This window comes from Lysinibacillus sp. NPDC093210, from assembly GCF_044753985.1.
Lineage (GTDB): Bacteria > Bacillota > Bacilli > Bacillales_A > Planococcaceae > Lysinibacillus.
The window spans coordinates 68,841-84,115 of record NZ_JBIVOE010000012.1 but is presented as its reverse complement, the minus strand read 5'-3'; the positions used below and the strand labels follow the sequence as shown (position 1 = coordinate 84,115).

General features: G+C 35.8%; 12 protein-coding genes. All 12 read left to right on the top strand.

All coding sequences use genetic code 11. The features are described 5' to 3' along the window. Nucleotides 1-203: 203 nt before the first annotated feature. The 12 genes from ACIP9C_RS21175 (at nt 204) to ACIP9C_RS21120 (ending at nt 15,254) form a co-directional block, all read left to right on the top strand. Nucleotides 204-3,677 (top strand): hypothetical protein, encoded by a 3,474-nt coding sequence (locus tag ACIP9C_RS21175; RefSeq protein ID WP_401014255.1) that lies wholly within the window; start codon nt 204-206, stop codon nt 3,675-3,677. Nucleotides 3,678-3,754: 77 nt separating this feature from the next. After that, complete coding sequence (locus ACIP9C_RS21170; protein WP_401014252.1) at nt 3,755-4,411, top strand: S-layer homology domain-containing protein; 657 nt, start codon at nt 3,755-3,757, stop codon at nt 4,409-4,411. A gap of 190 nt (nt 4,412-4,601) precedes the next feature. Further along, entirely contained in the window at nt 4,602-5,684 is a 1,083-nt protein-coding gene (locus tag ACIP9C_RS21165) for a CAP and S-layer homology domain-containing protein (protein ID WP_401014249.1), read from the top strand. Nucleotides 5,685-5,808: 124 nt separating this feature from the next. Beyond that, nucleotides 5,809-6,219: a hypothetical protein gene (locus tag ACIP9C_RS21160; protein ID WP_401014246.1), complete on the top strand. Its 411-nt coding sequence runs from the start codon at nt 5,809-5,811 to the stop codon at nt 6,217-6,219. A 383-nt stretch (nt 6,220-6,602) separates the two neighbouring features. Next, nucleotides 6,603-7,988 carry a sigma-54 interaction domain-containing protein gene (locus ACIP9C_RS21155; RefSeq protein ID WP_401014244.1) on the top strand — a complete coding sequence of 462 codons (1,386 nt, stop codon included), beginning with the start codon at nt 6,603-6,605 and terminating at the stop codon, nt 7,986-7,988. Nucleotides 7,989-8,329: 341 nt separating this feature from the next. Beyond that, nucleotides 8,330-9,103 (top strand): SDR family NAD(P)-dependent oxidoreductase, encoded by a 774-nt coding sequence (locus tag ACIP9C_RS21150; RefSeq protein WP_401014241.1) that lies wholly within the window; start codon nt 8,330-8,332, stop codon nt 9,101-9,103. 21 nt (nt 9,104-9,124) lie between these two features. Further along, the gene (gcvPA, locus tag ACIP9C_RS21145; protein ID WP_401014238.1) at nt 9,125-10,513 is read left to right on the top strand and encodes an aminomethyl-transferring glycine dehydrogenase subunit GcvPA; all 1,389 of its coding nucleotides are present in this window, start codon (nt 9,125-9,127) and stop codon (nt 10,511-10,513) included. 22 nt (nt 10,514-10,535) lie between these two features. Further along, on the top strand, nt 10,536-12,122 hold the full coding sequence (gene gcvPB, locus ACIP9C_RS21140) for an aminomethyl-transferring glycine dehydrogenase subunit GcvPB (protein ID WP_401014235.1): 1,587 nt from the start codon (nt 10,536-10,538) through the stop codon (nt 12,120-12,122). An 11-nt stretch (nt 12,123-12,133) separates the two neighbouring features. After that, nucleotides 12,134-12,880 carry an SDR family NAD(P)-dependent oxidoreductase gene (locus ACIP9C_RS21135; protein ID WP_401014232.1) on the top strand — a complete coding sequence of 249 codons (747 nt, stop codon included), beginning with the start codon at nt 12,134-12,136 and terminating at the stop codon, nt 12,878-12,880. Nucleotides 12,881-12,907: 27 nt separating this feature from the next. Beyond that, on the top strand, nt 12,908-13,744 hold the full coding sequence (locus ACIP9C_RS21130) for a transporter substrate-binding domain-containing protein (RefSeq protein WP_401014229.1): 837 nt from the start codon (nt 12,908-12,910) through the stop codon (nt 13,742-13,744). Nucleotides 13,745-13,861: 117 nt separating this feature from the next. Continuing rightward, on the top strand, nt 13,862-14,557 hold the full coding sequence (locus ACIP9C_RS21125; RefSeq protein ID WP_401014226.1) for an amino acid ABC transporter permease: 696 nt from the start codon (nt 13,862-13,864) through the stop codon (nt 14,555-14,557). Continuing rightward, nucleotides 14,532-15,254 carry an amino acid ABC transporter ATP-binding protein gene (locus ACIP9C_RS21120; RefSeq protein WP_401014223.1) on the top strand — a complete coding sequence of 241 codons (723 nt, stop codon included), beginning with the start codon at nt 14,532-14,534 and terminating at the stop codon, nt 15,252-15,254. Before ACIP9C_RS21125 ends, ACIP9C_RS21120 begins: the two co-directional genes overlap by 26 nt. The last annotated feature ends 21 nt before the right edge of the window (nt 15,255-15,275 follow it).

Genomic DNA, 15,275 nt, shown 5'->3' with positions numbered 1-15,275 from the left:
ATATAGTATCCTAACAATAACTTCCTTTAAAAAGTCTATTCTATCTAAAAATAGCAATTATCTGTAAGTTAGTAAAGGAAGTTAGTGAGTTTACTAGATTAGCTTGAAATCAAGTTACGAATACCGATACTTAAGATAGTAGATTCGCAATAAATGATACATATCTATGTTCCTATATAACGTAATAAGAAAGGATGAGCAAGTTGAAGAAACCTTTAAAAGTGGGTGTCCTAACAAGCCTTTTATTAACACCAACTGCACTTGCAAATGCGCAAGAAGCACAACCACAAACAGGATCACAAGCTGAGCAAATAGCTTATGTGAACGCCGTAGCTGCAACTGATACGAGAAGTAAAACAATTGAGCAATTCGGTAAGCTTTCAGAAACATCAACAGCAAATGAAATGGTCATTGCAGATGGCGATGTAAAAGTTTTAAGCACTACAGATTTCAATGAAAATGAACGAGCATTTATTGAAGCAAAGTATGATTATGTAGTAGCACAACGAAAGTTCGTTAAGGAATTAACTGATATTGGTAAAAGTATCAATGCATTATCTTATACAAGTAAAACATTTGTAGCGGATGTTGCAAAAGTTCAAGAAGTCTATGCTCAATTTTTAATACCCTATGTTACAGCTCAAGAAACTTTCAATGACGCTGTTACTACAGCATTAGCAACTGAGGAGGCAAAGGGCATTGTATCGGCTGTTCGTGGTACCTCTCTGCAATACGGCTACGACGATGTTGAACGTAACAATTATTTTAAAAAGAACGGTGCAGATATCGCAAAGCTTGGAAAAATGAATGACGACGCAACTGCGGCGAAAGTAACAACTGCTAAATTAGATGCTTTTGTTAGCGTACTAGAAAATACGTCATCAACTTCTACTCAAATTGCTGAAGCAGCAACTGAAGTAACGACAAGTTACAGCACACTGACAGCGGATCAAAAGAAAATTATTACTGCATATAATCCGAACAATACAACAGCTACGCCATATAAAGAATATACAGATGTGTTAGCGAATTTATCATCAGCAGATAAAATTGTCGCAAGTATTACGCAACTAATAGTAAAAAAACCAGAAGATTTCCCAACAGCTGCAAGCTTTATTAGTGCTGTAACAGCCATTGAAACAGCATACAATAATTTAAAGGATGCAGATACAAAGCGTTTAGTTTCGAATTATGATGATTTAAAGCCATATCAAGAAGCGGTCAATGTTTCCAAGCAAATTACTGCGTTACGTATTTCCAACACTGATGCGTATCGTACTGCGGTAACGGCGGCAAAAGCGGAATACGATCAGCTAACTAAAAAAGAATTTGTGAAAAATGTGACTGATTTACAATTGGCTGAAGCTAATATTGCAGCTGCAAAAGTAATTGAAACACTTATTTCTGCCATAGCTACAGCGCCAGATGTAATCACTAAGATTGAAGAAGCACGTGCAGCCTATAATGCGCCTGTAGCACCTGATGGTCAAAAAATCGATGCAGCTAGTGTTAAAAAAATCGTTAACAATTTAGCAGAGTTAACGAGCTGGGAAAGTTCAAATAAAGCAGTGTTAAATGTCATTACCCTTGTTGAAAAACTAGATCCAGCAGCGAAGGATTATACAAAAAAGGCAAAGGCAGCTAACACAGCTTACTTAAAATTGGATACATCAAAGCGTGAGTTCGTAAAAAGCTATAAAGTAAATAAATTAAAAGATCAAGTGGATGCGATGAGCCTCATCGATCCTATATTGGCTTTAAATACTTCACGTAAAGATTACAAAGAAACCGTTGCCGCCTTAAAAGCAGAATATAATAAACTATCACCTGAAGCACAAAAATTAGTAACGAACTACCCAGCTCTATTAACAGCAGAAAGCTACATCACAACAGCTCAGCAGTTTGATGATAAAGTAATAGCGCTAGCTAATGAATCAGATGCTTCATTTGTCGCAAAAGTGGTGGAGTTGTCTGCAGAATATAAAGCAATGGACAAAAATGCGAAAAAGTTAGTGACGCAATATAAAACATTAACGACGTATGAGAAAAACAATGCCAATGTTGTGAAAGTTATTAATTTAATCGCTGCTTTAAACCCAACGAACAAAGACTATACGAAAAAGGTAGTAGCAGCACGTAAAGCTTTTAATGCATTGGATACAGCGTCCCAAAAGCGTGTGACAAACTATGAACAGTTAACAGCTGTCGAAGATGTGGCATCTTTAATTGGCTTAATTGAAACATTAAAGCCAACGAGCAAGACATTTTTAAACGATTTAAAAACCGCTCGCGCAAATTATGACGCACTACCTCAAGAAAAACAGCAAGCAATCATCAACTATGAAAAGCTTGTGACAGCAGAAACAGAGCTAACTTCTGCGAGTACAGTTATTGCTTTAATCGATGCGGCAGTTCCTGGAGAAGAAAATTATTTAACGAAATTAATGAATGCCCGTGTTGCTTATGACAAATTAACAACAGGACAAAAAAAGCTTGTTTCAAACGTAAAGTTATTAACGGATCGTGAAAAACAAGTAAAACCAATTTTAAATGTTATGGTGCAAATAGATAACTTAGACCCAAGTTCAAATAGCTTTGTTAGTAAAGTCAATGCAGCACAAAAAGCGTATGAAAAATTGACAAAAGACCAAAAGGCGTATGTGAGCAATATGGCAACGTTACAAAGCTACGAACCGTTAGCAAAGGTTATTGAATTAATTGGCAAGCTAAAAGCTTCAAGTAAAACGTTCCATACGGATACTGTACAAGCTCGCGCATTATATGATGCACTAAGTAAGGAAATGCAGCAGTATGTTTCAAACTATAAGCAGTTACAAGCTGCTGAAACAAGTATTTTAGGTGCAGGGAATGTTCAACGAATGATTGAAGAATTACCATATATTGAGCCACATCAATATGTAAAACGCATTGAGGAAATTCGTGCAGCCTATAATGCATTACCTAAAGAACAGCAAATGGCAGTCGAAAATTACAAAGCATTACAAGACCAAGAAAAAATTATTAAGCCAGTTATTAGTGTTATCAATGAGATTGATAAGCTGATGACATCGAAAAATATGGACAGTCAATATCAAAAGATTTTAAAGGCGTATGATAACTTAAACGCTACACAACGTAAATACGTTTATAACGAGCAATTGCTTTTGTCATTAGATAATGTCATTAAAGTGTATAAGAGTATTGCGGCTTTAAAACCAAGCGATAAAATGTACTTTGGTATGATCGAGTCAGTACGGAAAGATTACGATAGTTTAAATACAACAGATAAGCAAAGAGTATCGAATTATTCGATTTTACTAGAAGCAGAGAAAAACATGAGTGAAGTGAAAAAAGTTGTGGAGCTCATCGCTAGTCTTTCTCCAACATCTAGTACGTATATCCAAGATGTAGCGAACGCAGTAGCAGCATATAAGGCACTGGACTCCAAAGTAAGAGGACAGGTTATCAACTACGATAAGTTGAAAAATGCTGAAAAAGATATAGCGGCAGTTCTAAAAGTTGTGGATGCTATTGCACAACTAGATCCTGATGCAAAGACATTTGAAAAGAAAGTCATTGCTGCGCAAAAACTATATAGTTCACTATCACTGGAACAACAAGATTTAGTTTATAACTATCGTATTTTACAAGATCATATAAAGGAATTAGGGCTGTAATAAAGAATGAAGAGAGGGGATGACCCTCTTTTCGTTATTTTTTTAGAGGTCAATCAATTTAAAAGGGGCGAAGGACAATGGAAATAAAGCAAAAATACGCATGGGCGTTTGTTACGGCTTTAGTTGTGGCACCTTGTGTTGCAGTCGTTCCTACTCAAGCAGCTGCAATGCCATTTGTAGATATTAAAAAAAGCGATAGTGAGATGGAGCTATATACTGCAGTTAGCGAACTGTATAGCAAAGGAATCGTATTTGGTACAACGTCTACAACGTTTAGCCCTTATCAACAATTAACACGTGGAGAAGCAGCTTATTTTTTAGCGCAGGCACTTCAGCTACAAACGAGTAATGTTGATAATCCTGGCTTTAGTGATGTCCCAACTTCACATCAATATTATGGATCTATTGCAGCGCTTGCAGCTAATGGTATTATCCAAAAAGGGACGCATTATATTCCAAATGCTTCTATTAAACGTAGTCAAATGGCCAAAATGTTGACTTTGGGCTTTCATTTAAAACAAGCGACATCATTAACTGCGCCCTTTACAGATTTTACAAAGGATGCTGAAACCAATCGTTATATTCAAACGTTATTAGATTATGGGATTACACAAGGTACTAGCTCTACGACATTTTCACCATATACGGATGTTCGACGTGGTCAAATGGCTTTATTCCTTTATCGCATGCTACAAAAAAATGACGATGACTTATACATTATTGGAGTTGAATAGGAAGACAAACATCACTCTTAGGAAAGTAAAATCTTTAGAGTGATTTTTTTAAAATCGTTGTAGGAAAAAACAGGTAATAATGGTATGTTTATATATAAGGCTTATGGGTAAAGAAAATCAATTATCCAATTCTCGATGAGAAGCCGGAACTTAAAAAAACGGACGCCATACATATAAATAGGAGGTAGCTATGTTAAAAAAAGTATCTAGTATTGTCGGAATGTCGCTTATTTTGCTGGCTACTCCTTTTGCCTTACCTCTACCAAATAGCTCAGATGTTGCGTTAGCGGCAGAGACGGCAAAGGATGTTTCGCCATCACATTGGGCGAGAAGCTCGATTCAGCATATGTTAGATAAGCAATATATGACAACGTATCAGGATGGTACGTTTAAGCCAGAGCAAGCGATTACAAGAGCAGAGGCAGCAGCTGCCATTGCCCGTTCTATGCAGCTAAAAATGAATGTGCCCACCGAGCCTAAATTTGAAGATTTACCAGCAGATCATCCTTATTATAAGGAGATTTGTGCACTAGTAGAATTAGGGATATTGCAAAATGGTGATTGCTTTAACCCAGATGCACCATTGAAGCGCATGCAAGTCGCTAAAATGTTATCGCTTGCATATAAAATTGAGGTAGATTCTCAAAATAATAGTAAGTTTAATGATATTAATGAAGGGCATTGGGCGAAAGATTATATTGAATCACTTGCAGATGTCGGTATTATTAAAGGGGTCAACGCGAAACAATTTGCACCTAATTTATTAATAACACGTGCACAATTTGCCTCCTTAGTGGAACGAAGCTTGGACTTTACAACGACGCTAACAAATTATGAAATAGCCTATGACTATTTATCAAAGACTTATATTCCGACAAAAAACTACTCAGCGACAATGGCTAACGATGTGTTAAATTTAGTAAACGTCGAAAGACAAAAAAGAAAGCTCCCGTTGCTTACCTATGATGGACCTTTAACACAAGTCGCTGTTATTAAGGCACAGGATATGGTGAATCGACATTATTTTGAACACGAATCACCTTACTACGGCATGCCGTGGGATTTAGCTACTTTATTCGACTATCCATATACTAGCTTAGGAGAAAATATAGGGAGAAATATTCCAAGCCCTGAGGCGGCTGTTAAAGCATGGATGGCATCACCATCTCATCGAGATAATATTTTGCGAGAACATTATACAAATACCGGCGTAGCGATTGCAGTAGATAGCAAAGGAATTTACTATTGGGTCCAGCTGTTTTCTAGCCAATGACTTGGGAATGGCTAATCGTTTGAGGCAAAACAAAAGGCCACGCTATGTGGCTACTAAACGAAGCTCTACCAAAAATGGTAGAGCTTTTCTATTGTACTATGGAGTTGTTAGGGGGAATATATCTATGAAATTTAATAAAACATATATTGATAACTTCTTTAACAATATCAATGATTATAATTCGATGGCTGAATTGTTTATTATTGCATATGGTGAATTAAAAGAACAAAGCCACTTGCCTGATTGGTATGTTGAGTTAAGAGAAATTATAAATTGGCAATCACAGTCCAATAGGTCGGGAGTTTGGACATATTATGAAATATTAAATGATTCTTCAGCTGCAACACTTATAGGTAGACTGAAAGCAAAAGAAGAAAATGAGATTCTTACTAAGTATATGATGGGGATAAATAAATATAGTGATGAAACCCTAATGGTACATATTGATAAATGGATTTGGGAAAATGAAGAGATTATTCACCAATATTTAACTGATGTATTGATAAGCAATAAAGACTGGTTTTATCAAATCTAACTTAAAACTATGAGGGACTATTTGTCACACAGAATATGTTATGTCCTTTAATTTACATGAAATCAAACTTCCACAGAAAGTAAAAATCGCAAAATACTTCACAAATGTGGGAGTTATGTTACTCCCATATCATTACTCATCCAATTCACTTCAAATTTTAAATAACTATTTCTGATAATATTCGACTTCGAATGTCTGTATTTGTTGAACGATTTTTAAAGGAACGAACCTTTTTTTGCTGAATTTATGTATATATTAGAGATGGATGTCATGTTTAAAAAAGCCGTATTAAGCGTTCCCACCAGCGAATGTAGAATTATAAAGTTAAGGATATTTTCGTGTAAAATTCCAATGACTCGATTTACTTCTGAGAGGGTGATGTTATGTTAAATGGTGAAAAGTTAGTACAATCTATAATTATTTTATATGGAGACTTGTTACAAGTGGAAGTAGCTTATTTTACTTCGAAAGGTAAAATTTTAGCAACTGATGAATATAGAAAAAGAAAAGGAGAGCAAGTACATTTACCCTTTTTTCAAAAGTACTATTCTGAGCCATTTCAATACGTGCAGAGACCTGGAAAAATGAAAACATGTTCTGGGTGTAGGTTCCAAAACAATTGTCCTTCCAAAGTAGAAATACTGATGAACTTAGTTAAAGATGATCGGCATTTTGGGTATTTAACATTTGTAAGTTTTACAGATGAAGGTGAAAAGAAATTATCTACTGAACAAAAGAAATATCAATACTGGTTAGCTCGTTTAGGTGAAATTGTTATTAATGTTCTAAATAATGAGGGATCTTATTTATTATTTGAAACAAAAAACGGATTTGATACAAAATATGTACTCGGGGATGCGCCTTATTTTCAATTTATTAAAACCAAGCTAAATAGTATTGCGAATAGTTCATCGTCAATTGTCATCACGGGAGAAACAGGGACTGGAAAAAGTTTGTTAGCTAATCATATTCATTCAAACAGTATTACACATAAAGGGAAATTTGTAGAGTTAAACTGTGCTAGTATTCCAGAAACTTTATTTGAAAGTGAATTATTTGGCTATGAGGAAGGGGCATTTACTGGAGCTAGAAGAAAAGGAAAACAAGGATATTTTGAGATTGCAGATAAAGGTACCTTATTCCTTGATGAAATTACGGAATTACCATTGCACCTTCAAGCTAAACTATTATCTGTTTTACAGAATGGTCTTATTTATAGAGTGGGAGCAATTGAACCTAGAAAGGTAAACGTAAGAATTATTGCTGCAACAAATAGACCTTTAGAAGAAATGGTGAAAAAAGGAGAGTTCCGAGCGGATTTATACTATCGATTAAATGTTATTCCTTTAACTTTGCCACCATTAAAAGAAAGAAAAGGTGAAATGGAGTACTTAATTTTTACGTTACTAGAAAAGATTCAACATAAAACAGGTAAATATATTAAAGATTTTACAAACGAATTTTTAGATGAATTGAATGCTTATTATTGGCCAGGGAACATACGAGAATTAGAAAATGTTTTAGAATACAGTATGGTAATGGAAGATTCTTTGCAATTAACGAAAGATAGTTTACCAAACTATATTATTGAAAATAATAGAAGGCAAAATACTCACATCACGCCTCCTAAATTGTTAAGGAATATGGAAATGGAATTAATTAACCAAAAACTTTTAGAATACGGAAATGATGCTGCGGGCAAGGAACGAGTCGCAGAAGAGTTAGGTATCAGTACAAGGACTCTTTATAGAAAATTGAAAAGTAATTAACAGGCAGTCGACTCCCACTACGAGCGGCATAATTGCACTCTAAATTGTTTGAGTGCCTGACACTTAAAATACACTTAGAATACTAAATGGAAAACCTACTATGCTATTTGCGGGCACAATGTTGCCGCAGGTGTATGTGGGTTTTTTCTTTTGTATAAAATTCAGAATTGTTTGAGTGCCAGGCACCTTTAAGGGCTTCTATGACAAAAACGGTATTTGAAATGACAACTGTGTCAAAAAATAATGATTTATTATTTATGAATCTCGTAAAATCAGCTTTTTAAACTTGGCATGATTTTTGCATTATATAAATTGAGAAACAAAAAAGGGGGTAGATTTATTTGCTAGATTACTTTGAATTAGGTGGGAAGATTGCCGTAGTAACAGGAGGAGCTTCAGGAATAGGTCTTGCAACCGCTAAATTACTAAGTGAGGTGGGGACTAAAACGATCATTCTTGATATCGATCGGCAGAAGGGCAAGGAAACAGAAGAAACACTGCGGGCTGCGGGATTAGATATTGAGTTTGTAAAGTGTGATGTAACGAACTCACAAGATTGCCAGCGTGTGGCGGAGTTAATAGAAGAAAAGCATGGAAAAGTCGATGTGCTCTTTAATAATGCAGGCATTATTCGGAGAAAAACAGTGGTGGACTTAGAAGAATCTGATTGGGATGCCGTAATTAATGTCTCTTTAAAAGGAGTTTATCTTCTTTCTAAATATTTAATTCCCCTTATGCGAAACCATGACGGTGGCAGTATTATCAATACCGGTTCTGGCTGGGGATTAAAAGGTGGAGACAAAGCTGCATCTTACTGTGCTGCGAAAGCAGGCGTTGTAAATCTAACAAAAGCTATGGCTATTGACCATGGAGCAGAGAACATTCGTGTAAATTGTATTTGCCCTGGCGATACAGATACGCCGTTACTTCGAGGTGAGGCAAAACAATTAGATATTGAAGAATCAAGCTTTTTACGTAGTTCGGCGGTTGATAGGCCATTGGCAAGGTTAGGAACACCTGAAGATATTGCGAAGGGGGTATTATTCCTTGCAAGTGGTTTATCTGCTTGGGTTACAGGAACTACATTAACCGTTGATGGTGGAGGCTTAGCATAAAAATTATAGGAGGTATTTTATATGAGTAAAAAAGTTCATCCATACATTCCAAATATGGTACCTGAAGTAAAACAAGAGATGCTAGATGAGATTGGTGTGCATTCCGTAGAAGAACTATTTTCTTGTATTCCAGATGAATTACAGTTTAAAGGAACAATGAATATCCCGAAAGCATTGAATGAATTGGAGCTACGACGACATATTGAAGGGCTATTAAATAAAAATATAAGCACTAATGAATATCTTAACTTTTTAGGAGCTGGTTGTTGGCAACATTTTATTCCGGCAGTCTGTGATGAGGTGAATCAAAGGGCTGAATTTTTAACTGCTTATGCGGGTGAACCATACGAAGATCATGGACGTTTCCAAGCTTTATTTGAATACCAAAGTCTGATGGCAGAACTTGTCGATATGGAAGTAGTGAATGTGCCAACATTTGATTGGGCACAGGCTGCAGCTACATCGATTCGTATGGCTAGTCGTATTACTAATCGCACAAAGGTCTTACTTGCTAGTACAGTTTCACCTGAGAGAAAAAAGATTATTACAAACTATGGTACACCTCAATTAGCATTTGAAGATGTGAATTTTAATCTTAATACAGGATTAATGGATTTAGCAGATTTAGAAAGGAAATTATCTACTGATGTTGCGGCGATCTATTTCGAAAATCCATCATATTTAGGATTTATTGAATCACAAGGCCAAGAGATATCAAATCTTGCAAAAAAATACGGTGTAATAATCGTAGTTGGAGTTGATCCAATTTCACTTGGAATACTGGCACCACCAAGTCAGTATGGAGCTGATATTGTATGTGGAGACCTTCAACCACTTGGAATGCATATGAATTTTAGTGGAGGGCAAGCAGGTTTTATTGCGACCCATAATAATCCGAAATTCGTTAATGAATACCCATCACGATTATTTGGCATTATTCCGACTGTAAAACAAGGAGAGTATGGGTTTGGTGACATTGCATATGACCGTACATCTTTTGCAGATAGAGAAAACGGTAAAGAATCTGTCGGTACGCAAACAGCTCTATGGGGTATTACAGCAGGTGTTTATTTATCGTTAATGGGACCAAATGGTATGTACGATTTAGGTCAAGCAATCATGCAAAATAGTCAGTATGCAGTAATGCAACTTAATAAAATTCAGAACATTAGAGGTTCGAGAATTACGTCTCCATTTTTCAAAGAATTTATTATCGACTTTAATGATACTGGGTTAACTGTAGAAGAAATCAATGCACAATTATTGGAGCACAAGATTTTTGGAGGGAAAGATCTATCGAAAGAGTTTCCTCAATATGGTCAGTCGGCACTTTGTTGTGTAACTGAAGTGCATACGAAAGAAGATATCGACAAACTAGTAAGTGTTTTATCAAAAATTGTGACGAAATAATGAGATAGAAAGGAGTATTAGCATGTTAAAAATTCAAAGACAGTCTGTCAATATAGATTTTCATCAAGCCAAATGGAATGAGCCAATTATTTTTGAGCTACATCAGCCAGGTGAAGTTGGAGTCGAAGTACCGCAAGCTTCACAAGACGTTGTAGATGTAGTGGGTGATGGCGTTTCAGTTCTACCGCAAAATATAAAGCGAGCAAGTAAGCCGAACTTACCAGAAATCGGCCAAGCACGTGTATTACGCCATTATGTTCGGCTTTCACAAGAAACATTAGGGTCGGATTTTAATGTAGAAATTGGTCAAGGTACTTGTACGATGAAGTACATTCCGAAAATTAACGAGTTATTAATTCGTAATACTAAAATAATGGAACTACATCCATTGCAAGATGTTAGTACTGTACAAGGAATGTTAGAAATCATTCATAACATGGATTTAGCAATGCGTGACATTTCAGGTATGGATGCATTCTCGTTCCAACCGAGTGGTGGCACACAAGCACTATTTGCGATGGCATCGATTGTTCGTAAGTATTTTGAAGTTAAAGGTGAGGCAGATCAACGTAATGAAATCATTACAACAATCTTCTCTCATCCATCTCAAGCTGCTACGGCAGTTGTGAAGGGATATAAAATAATTACCTTACACCCAGATGAAAATGGATTCCCTAATATTGAAAAGTTAAAAGAAGTTGTATCCGAACGAACAGCTGGCTTTGTTGTAGCTAACCCGGAAGATACGGGAATTTACAATTCAAAAATTAAAGAATTTACAAAGATTGTACATGATGCCGGTGGTATTTGTTACTACGATCAAGCGAATGCAAATGGTTTATTAGGAATTACACGAGCTAAAGAGGCAGGCTTCGATATGTGTTTCTTTAATTTACACAAAACATTCGCAGCGCCACATATGTGTGGGGGCCCAGCAACAGGTGCATTAGGTGTAACAGAGGCATTAAAGCCGTATTTACCAGGACCTATCGTCGAAAAAAATGGTAATCAATATGTATTAAATAATCAATTAGAGCATTCAATTGGGAAAATACGCGCTTTCCACGGCGTAGCACAAACTATCTTACGTTCTTATGCATGGATACGAGCATTAGGACAAGAAGGACTTAAAGCAGTGGCAGAAACTGCTGTGCTAAATAATAACTATTTATACAGTAAAGTTTCGAAAATTCGGGGCGCAAGTGTACCTTATGTACAAGGACAACGACTGGAACAGGTTCGTTATAGTTGGGAGCAGTTGGAGAAGGAAACTGGTGTCACAACAGAGGATGTACAGCGACGTATGACAGACTTTGGTTTGCATTACTGGACAAGCCATCATCCATACATTGTGCCACAACCATTCACACTAGAACCTACAGAATCCTACTCTAAAGCAGATTTAGATGAATATATCCAGGCACTAGAACAAATTTCGAGGGAAGCATATGAAAAACCAGAGGTAGTGAAAAATGCACCGCAAAATAGTACAATTCATCAATTAATCGAAGCAGATTATTTAGATAATCCTGCTAAATGGTGTCCTTCATGGCGGGTATATCAAGCAAAGGTGAAAAATGAAGCGGAATTAACAAGTTATAACCGTTAGGGGGTAATTTGATGACATCAAGGCATAGTAGTTTAGAAAAGAAGAGAGTAGTGATTACAGGAGGAGCGAGTGGTATAGGATTAGCCACAGCACAACGCTTTGTAGAAGAAGGTTCTGTCGTAGCTATTTTAGATATTAATGAAGAAAGTATTGAAAAGTCTATTAAAGAAAACAAAGGAATTGCCAAAGGGTATGTAGTGGATGTTAGTAACCCTACAAATGTAAACGCTGTCTTTAAAAGAATTAAAGAGGATTTAGGGGGAGTGGACGTTTTTATAGCGAATGCAGGTATTAGCGTTCGCTCTAAATTCCTTGATATTAATCCAGAACAATGGAATAAGGTTTTAAACATTAATTTAAATGGTGTGTTTTATACGTCTCAAGCCGCTGCAAAAATCATGGTTGACCAGGGGCAAGGCGTTATACTCATGACAGCTTCTACAAATGGTGTTACTGGACATCCGTTCTATGCAGACTATAACGCTTCAAAAGCAGGCGTTAATCTTTTAGCAAAAACGATGGCATTAGAATTGGCTCCAATCATTCGAGTGAACACCATATGTCCGGGGTATGTATTAACACCGATGCAAATGGCTGAGTATACTCCTGAAATGTTAGCAGTTGTAAATGAAGGTATTCCTTTAAAACGGCATGCAGATCCAAAAGAAATAGGGGCGTTGTATGCCTTCCTTGCTTCAGATGAATCGGCTTATATTACAGGGCAAACAATTGCCATTGATGGTGGAGAATTAGCTTAATCATAAAACGAGGGGGAATGGTATTTTATGAAGAAAAGTCTATTCTATTTTTTATTGGTGTTAGTTGCTTCATTGATGGTTGCGTGTTCAGAAAAAGATTCGAATGTACAAATTGAAACATCTGCAAGTAGTGAGGGAGAAACGAAAGCAGGAGAAAAAAATAGCACAACATCAGATATGAAATTAGTGAATGATGGGAAGTTAACATTTGCAATGAGTGGTTTACTAAAACCATTAAATTATAAAGAAAATGAAAAATTAGTTGGTTTCGATGTAGAAATTGGAAATGAAATTGCAAAGAGAATTGGCCTTGATCCAAACCCAGTTACAAATCCATGGGAAACAATCCTCCAAGGGTTACGAGGAGAGAAATATGATGCAATTATTGGGAGTATGACAGCTACTGAGGAGAGAGCAAAACAGGTTGATTTCTCAGATCCATATTATATTTCGGGCGCCACAGTATTTATTTCAAGTAAAAATAAAGATATCAAATCTTTAGATGACTTAAAGGGAAAGACAATCGGTGTTATGCAAGCTAGTACTTATGTTGAAGATGCAAAAAAATATACAGATAAAATTAAAGAATTTCCTAGTGAGATATATGCGTTACAAGACCTTCCGCCAGGACGTTTAGATGCAGTAATTACAGATAAAATTGTAGGCATTTCCGCGATGAAAGAATCAGGTTTAGAAATTCAAACAGTGGGAGAAGAAATAAAAAGAGAAGAAATTGCAGTAGCTATTAAAAAGGATAATCAAGTGTTATTAGAAGAAATAAATAAAGCAATTGCTGATATGGTTGCAGACGGAACGTATAAAGAAATAAGTACAAAATGGTTTGGCAAAGATCTATTAGAGTAAACCAATCCTAAATTATTTTACCTAGTATAATAGATTTATTCTAGGTAAAATAATTTGAATATTCAAAAAAACATTAATCTTCTATACCAATACACTTAAAGAGGTTAGGTGATTTATATGGAGTTTTTAACGAATATAGCATCGATATTCCAAAAACATGGGATTGAATTTTTAAAAGCAACTATTTTGACAGTTGAGTTAACCGTAGTTTCTTTATTAATTGCTTGTGTTATTGGGTTGATTTTTGCCTTCTTCAAGGTTTCTAATATACAGATATTAGAGAAGATAGCAAACGCTTATATTTTTATTATTCGTGGGATGCCACTTATAGTACAACTTATGTTCCTATACTATGGTATTTCTAGTATTTTTGTTCTTTCTGATTTTGCAGCAGGAGCTATTGCACTTGGAATTCATTCTGGAGCCTATATTGCAGAAATCTTTCGAGGATCGATTCAATCAATCGATAAAGGACAAATGGAAGCTGGCCGCTCATTAGGAATGACGTATTTTAAAACAATGAGACGAATTATTTTACCACAGAGCTTTAAGCGAGCAATACCTTCATTGGCTAATCAATTCATTATTGGATTAAAAGACTCTTCTTTAGTAGCCTATATTGCCGTTTCAGAATTATTTAACCATGCCTTATCGGCTCAAGCGTATAACTACATGCCTTTAGAAACCTACTTTGTAGTAGGCGTATATTACTTGATTTTAGTCCTAATATTCACACTGTTGTTCAATAAACTGGAAAACAGAATGGATGTTGGAAAGGAGAAAAAGCATGATAAAGTTGAAGTCGCTTTCTAAATCATTTGGGAAATTGAAAGTTTTAAAAGACATTAACCTTGAGATAAATAAATCAGAAGTAGTTGTTTTAATTGGAGCAAGTGGTTCGGGAAAAAGTACGTTGTTACGCTGTATGAATTTTTTAGAATTATTAAATGAGGGTACTATAAGTATTAACGATGAGATTATTGATGTAGAAAAGACAAACTTAAATAAAGTCAGAGAAAATATGGGTATGGTATTTCAACACTTCAATTTATTTCCGCATTTAAGTGTTTTACAAAACATTACGGAAGCACCGATTCAGGTGAAAAAGCAAAGTAAGGAAGAAGCGAATAAAAAAGCAATGGAGTTATTAACGAAGGTTGGGCTTGCTGATAAAGCAAACTATTATCCTGAACAACTATCAGGGGGGCAAAAGCAACGTGTTGCTATTGCAAGAGCACTTGCGATGAACCCAAACGTTATGCTGTTTGATGAACCAACATCGGCACTAGATCCTGAATTAGTTGGCGAAGTATTAGAAACAATGAAAAGTTTAGCAAGAGATGGTATGACAATGGTCATTGTAACGCATGAAATGGGCTTTGCAAGAGAGGTTGCGGATAGAGTAATTATGTTAGCTGATGGAAAAATAATAGAAGAAGGCCCTCCTTCAGAATTTTTTAAAACGCCAAAGGAAGAGCGAACAGCGAAGTTTTTACAACAGGTTTTATAATTATTATCTTAAAGTTAGGGG

What these genes read in the sequence shown, in the direction of transcription:
- gcvPA (WP_401014238.1), top strand. Translation starts at nt 9,125, where the DNA reads ATGAGTAAAAAAGTTCATCCATACATTCCAAATATGGTACCTGAAGTA.
- gcvPB (WP_401014235.1), top strand. Translation starts at nt 10,536, where the DNA reads ATGTTAAAAATTCAAAGACAGTCTGTCAATATAGATTTTCATCAAGCC.
- ACIP9C_RS21160 (WP_401014246.1), top strand. Translation starts at nt 5,809, where the DNA reads ATGAAATTTAATAAAACATATATTGATAACTTCTTTAACAATATCAAT.
- ACIP9C_RS21135 (WP_401014232.1), top strand. Translation starts at nt 12,134, where the DNA reads ATGACATCAAGGCATAGTAGTTTAGAAAAGAAGAGAGTAGTGATTACA.
- ACIP9C_RS21165 (WP_401014249.1), top strand. Translation starts at nt 4,602, where the DNA reads ATGTTAAAAAAAGTATCTAGTATTGTCGGAATGTCGCTTATTTTGCTG.
- ACIP9C_RS21130 (WP_401014229.1), top strand. Translation starts at nt 12,908, where the DNA reads ATGAAGAAAAGTCTATTCTATTTTTTATTGGTGTTAGTTGCTTCATTG.
- ACIP9C_RS21125 (WP_401014226.1), top strand. Translation starts at nt 13,862, where the DNA reads ATGGAGTTTTTAACGAATATAGCATCGATATTCCAAAAACATGGGATT.
- ACIP9C_RS21120 (WP_401014223.1), top strand. Translation starts at nt 14,532, where the DNA reads ATGATAAAGTTGAAGTCGCTTTCTAAATCATTTGGGAAATTGAAAGTT.
- ACIP9C_RS21170 (WP_401014252.1), top strand. Translation starts at nt 3,755, where the DNA reads ATGGAAATAAAGCAAAAATACGCATGGGCGTTTGTTACGGCTTTAGTT.
- ACIP9C_RS21155 (WP_401014244.1), top strand. Translation starts at nt 6,603, where the DNA reads ATGTTAAATGGTGAAAAGTTAGTACAATCTATAATTATTTTATATGGA.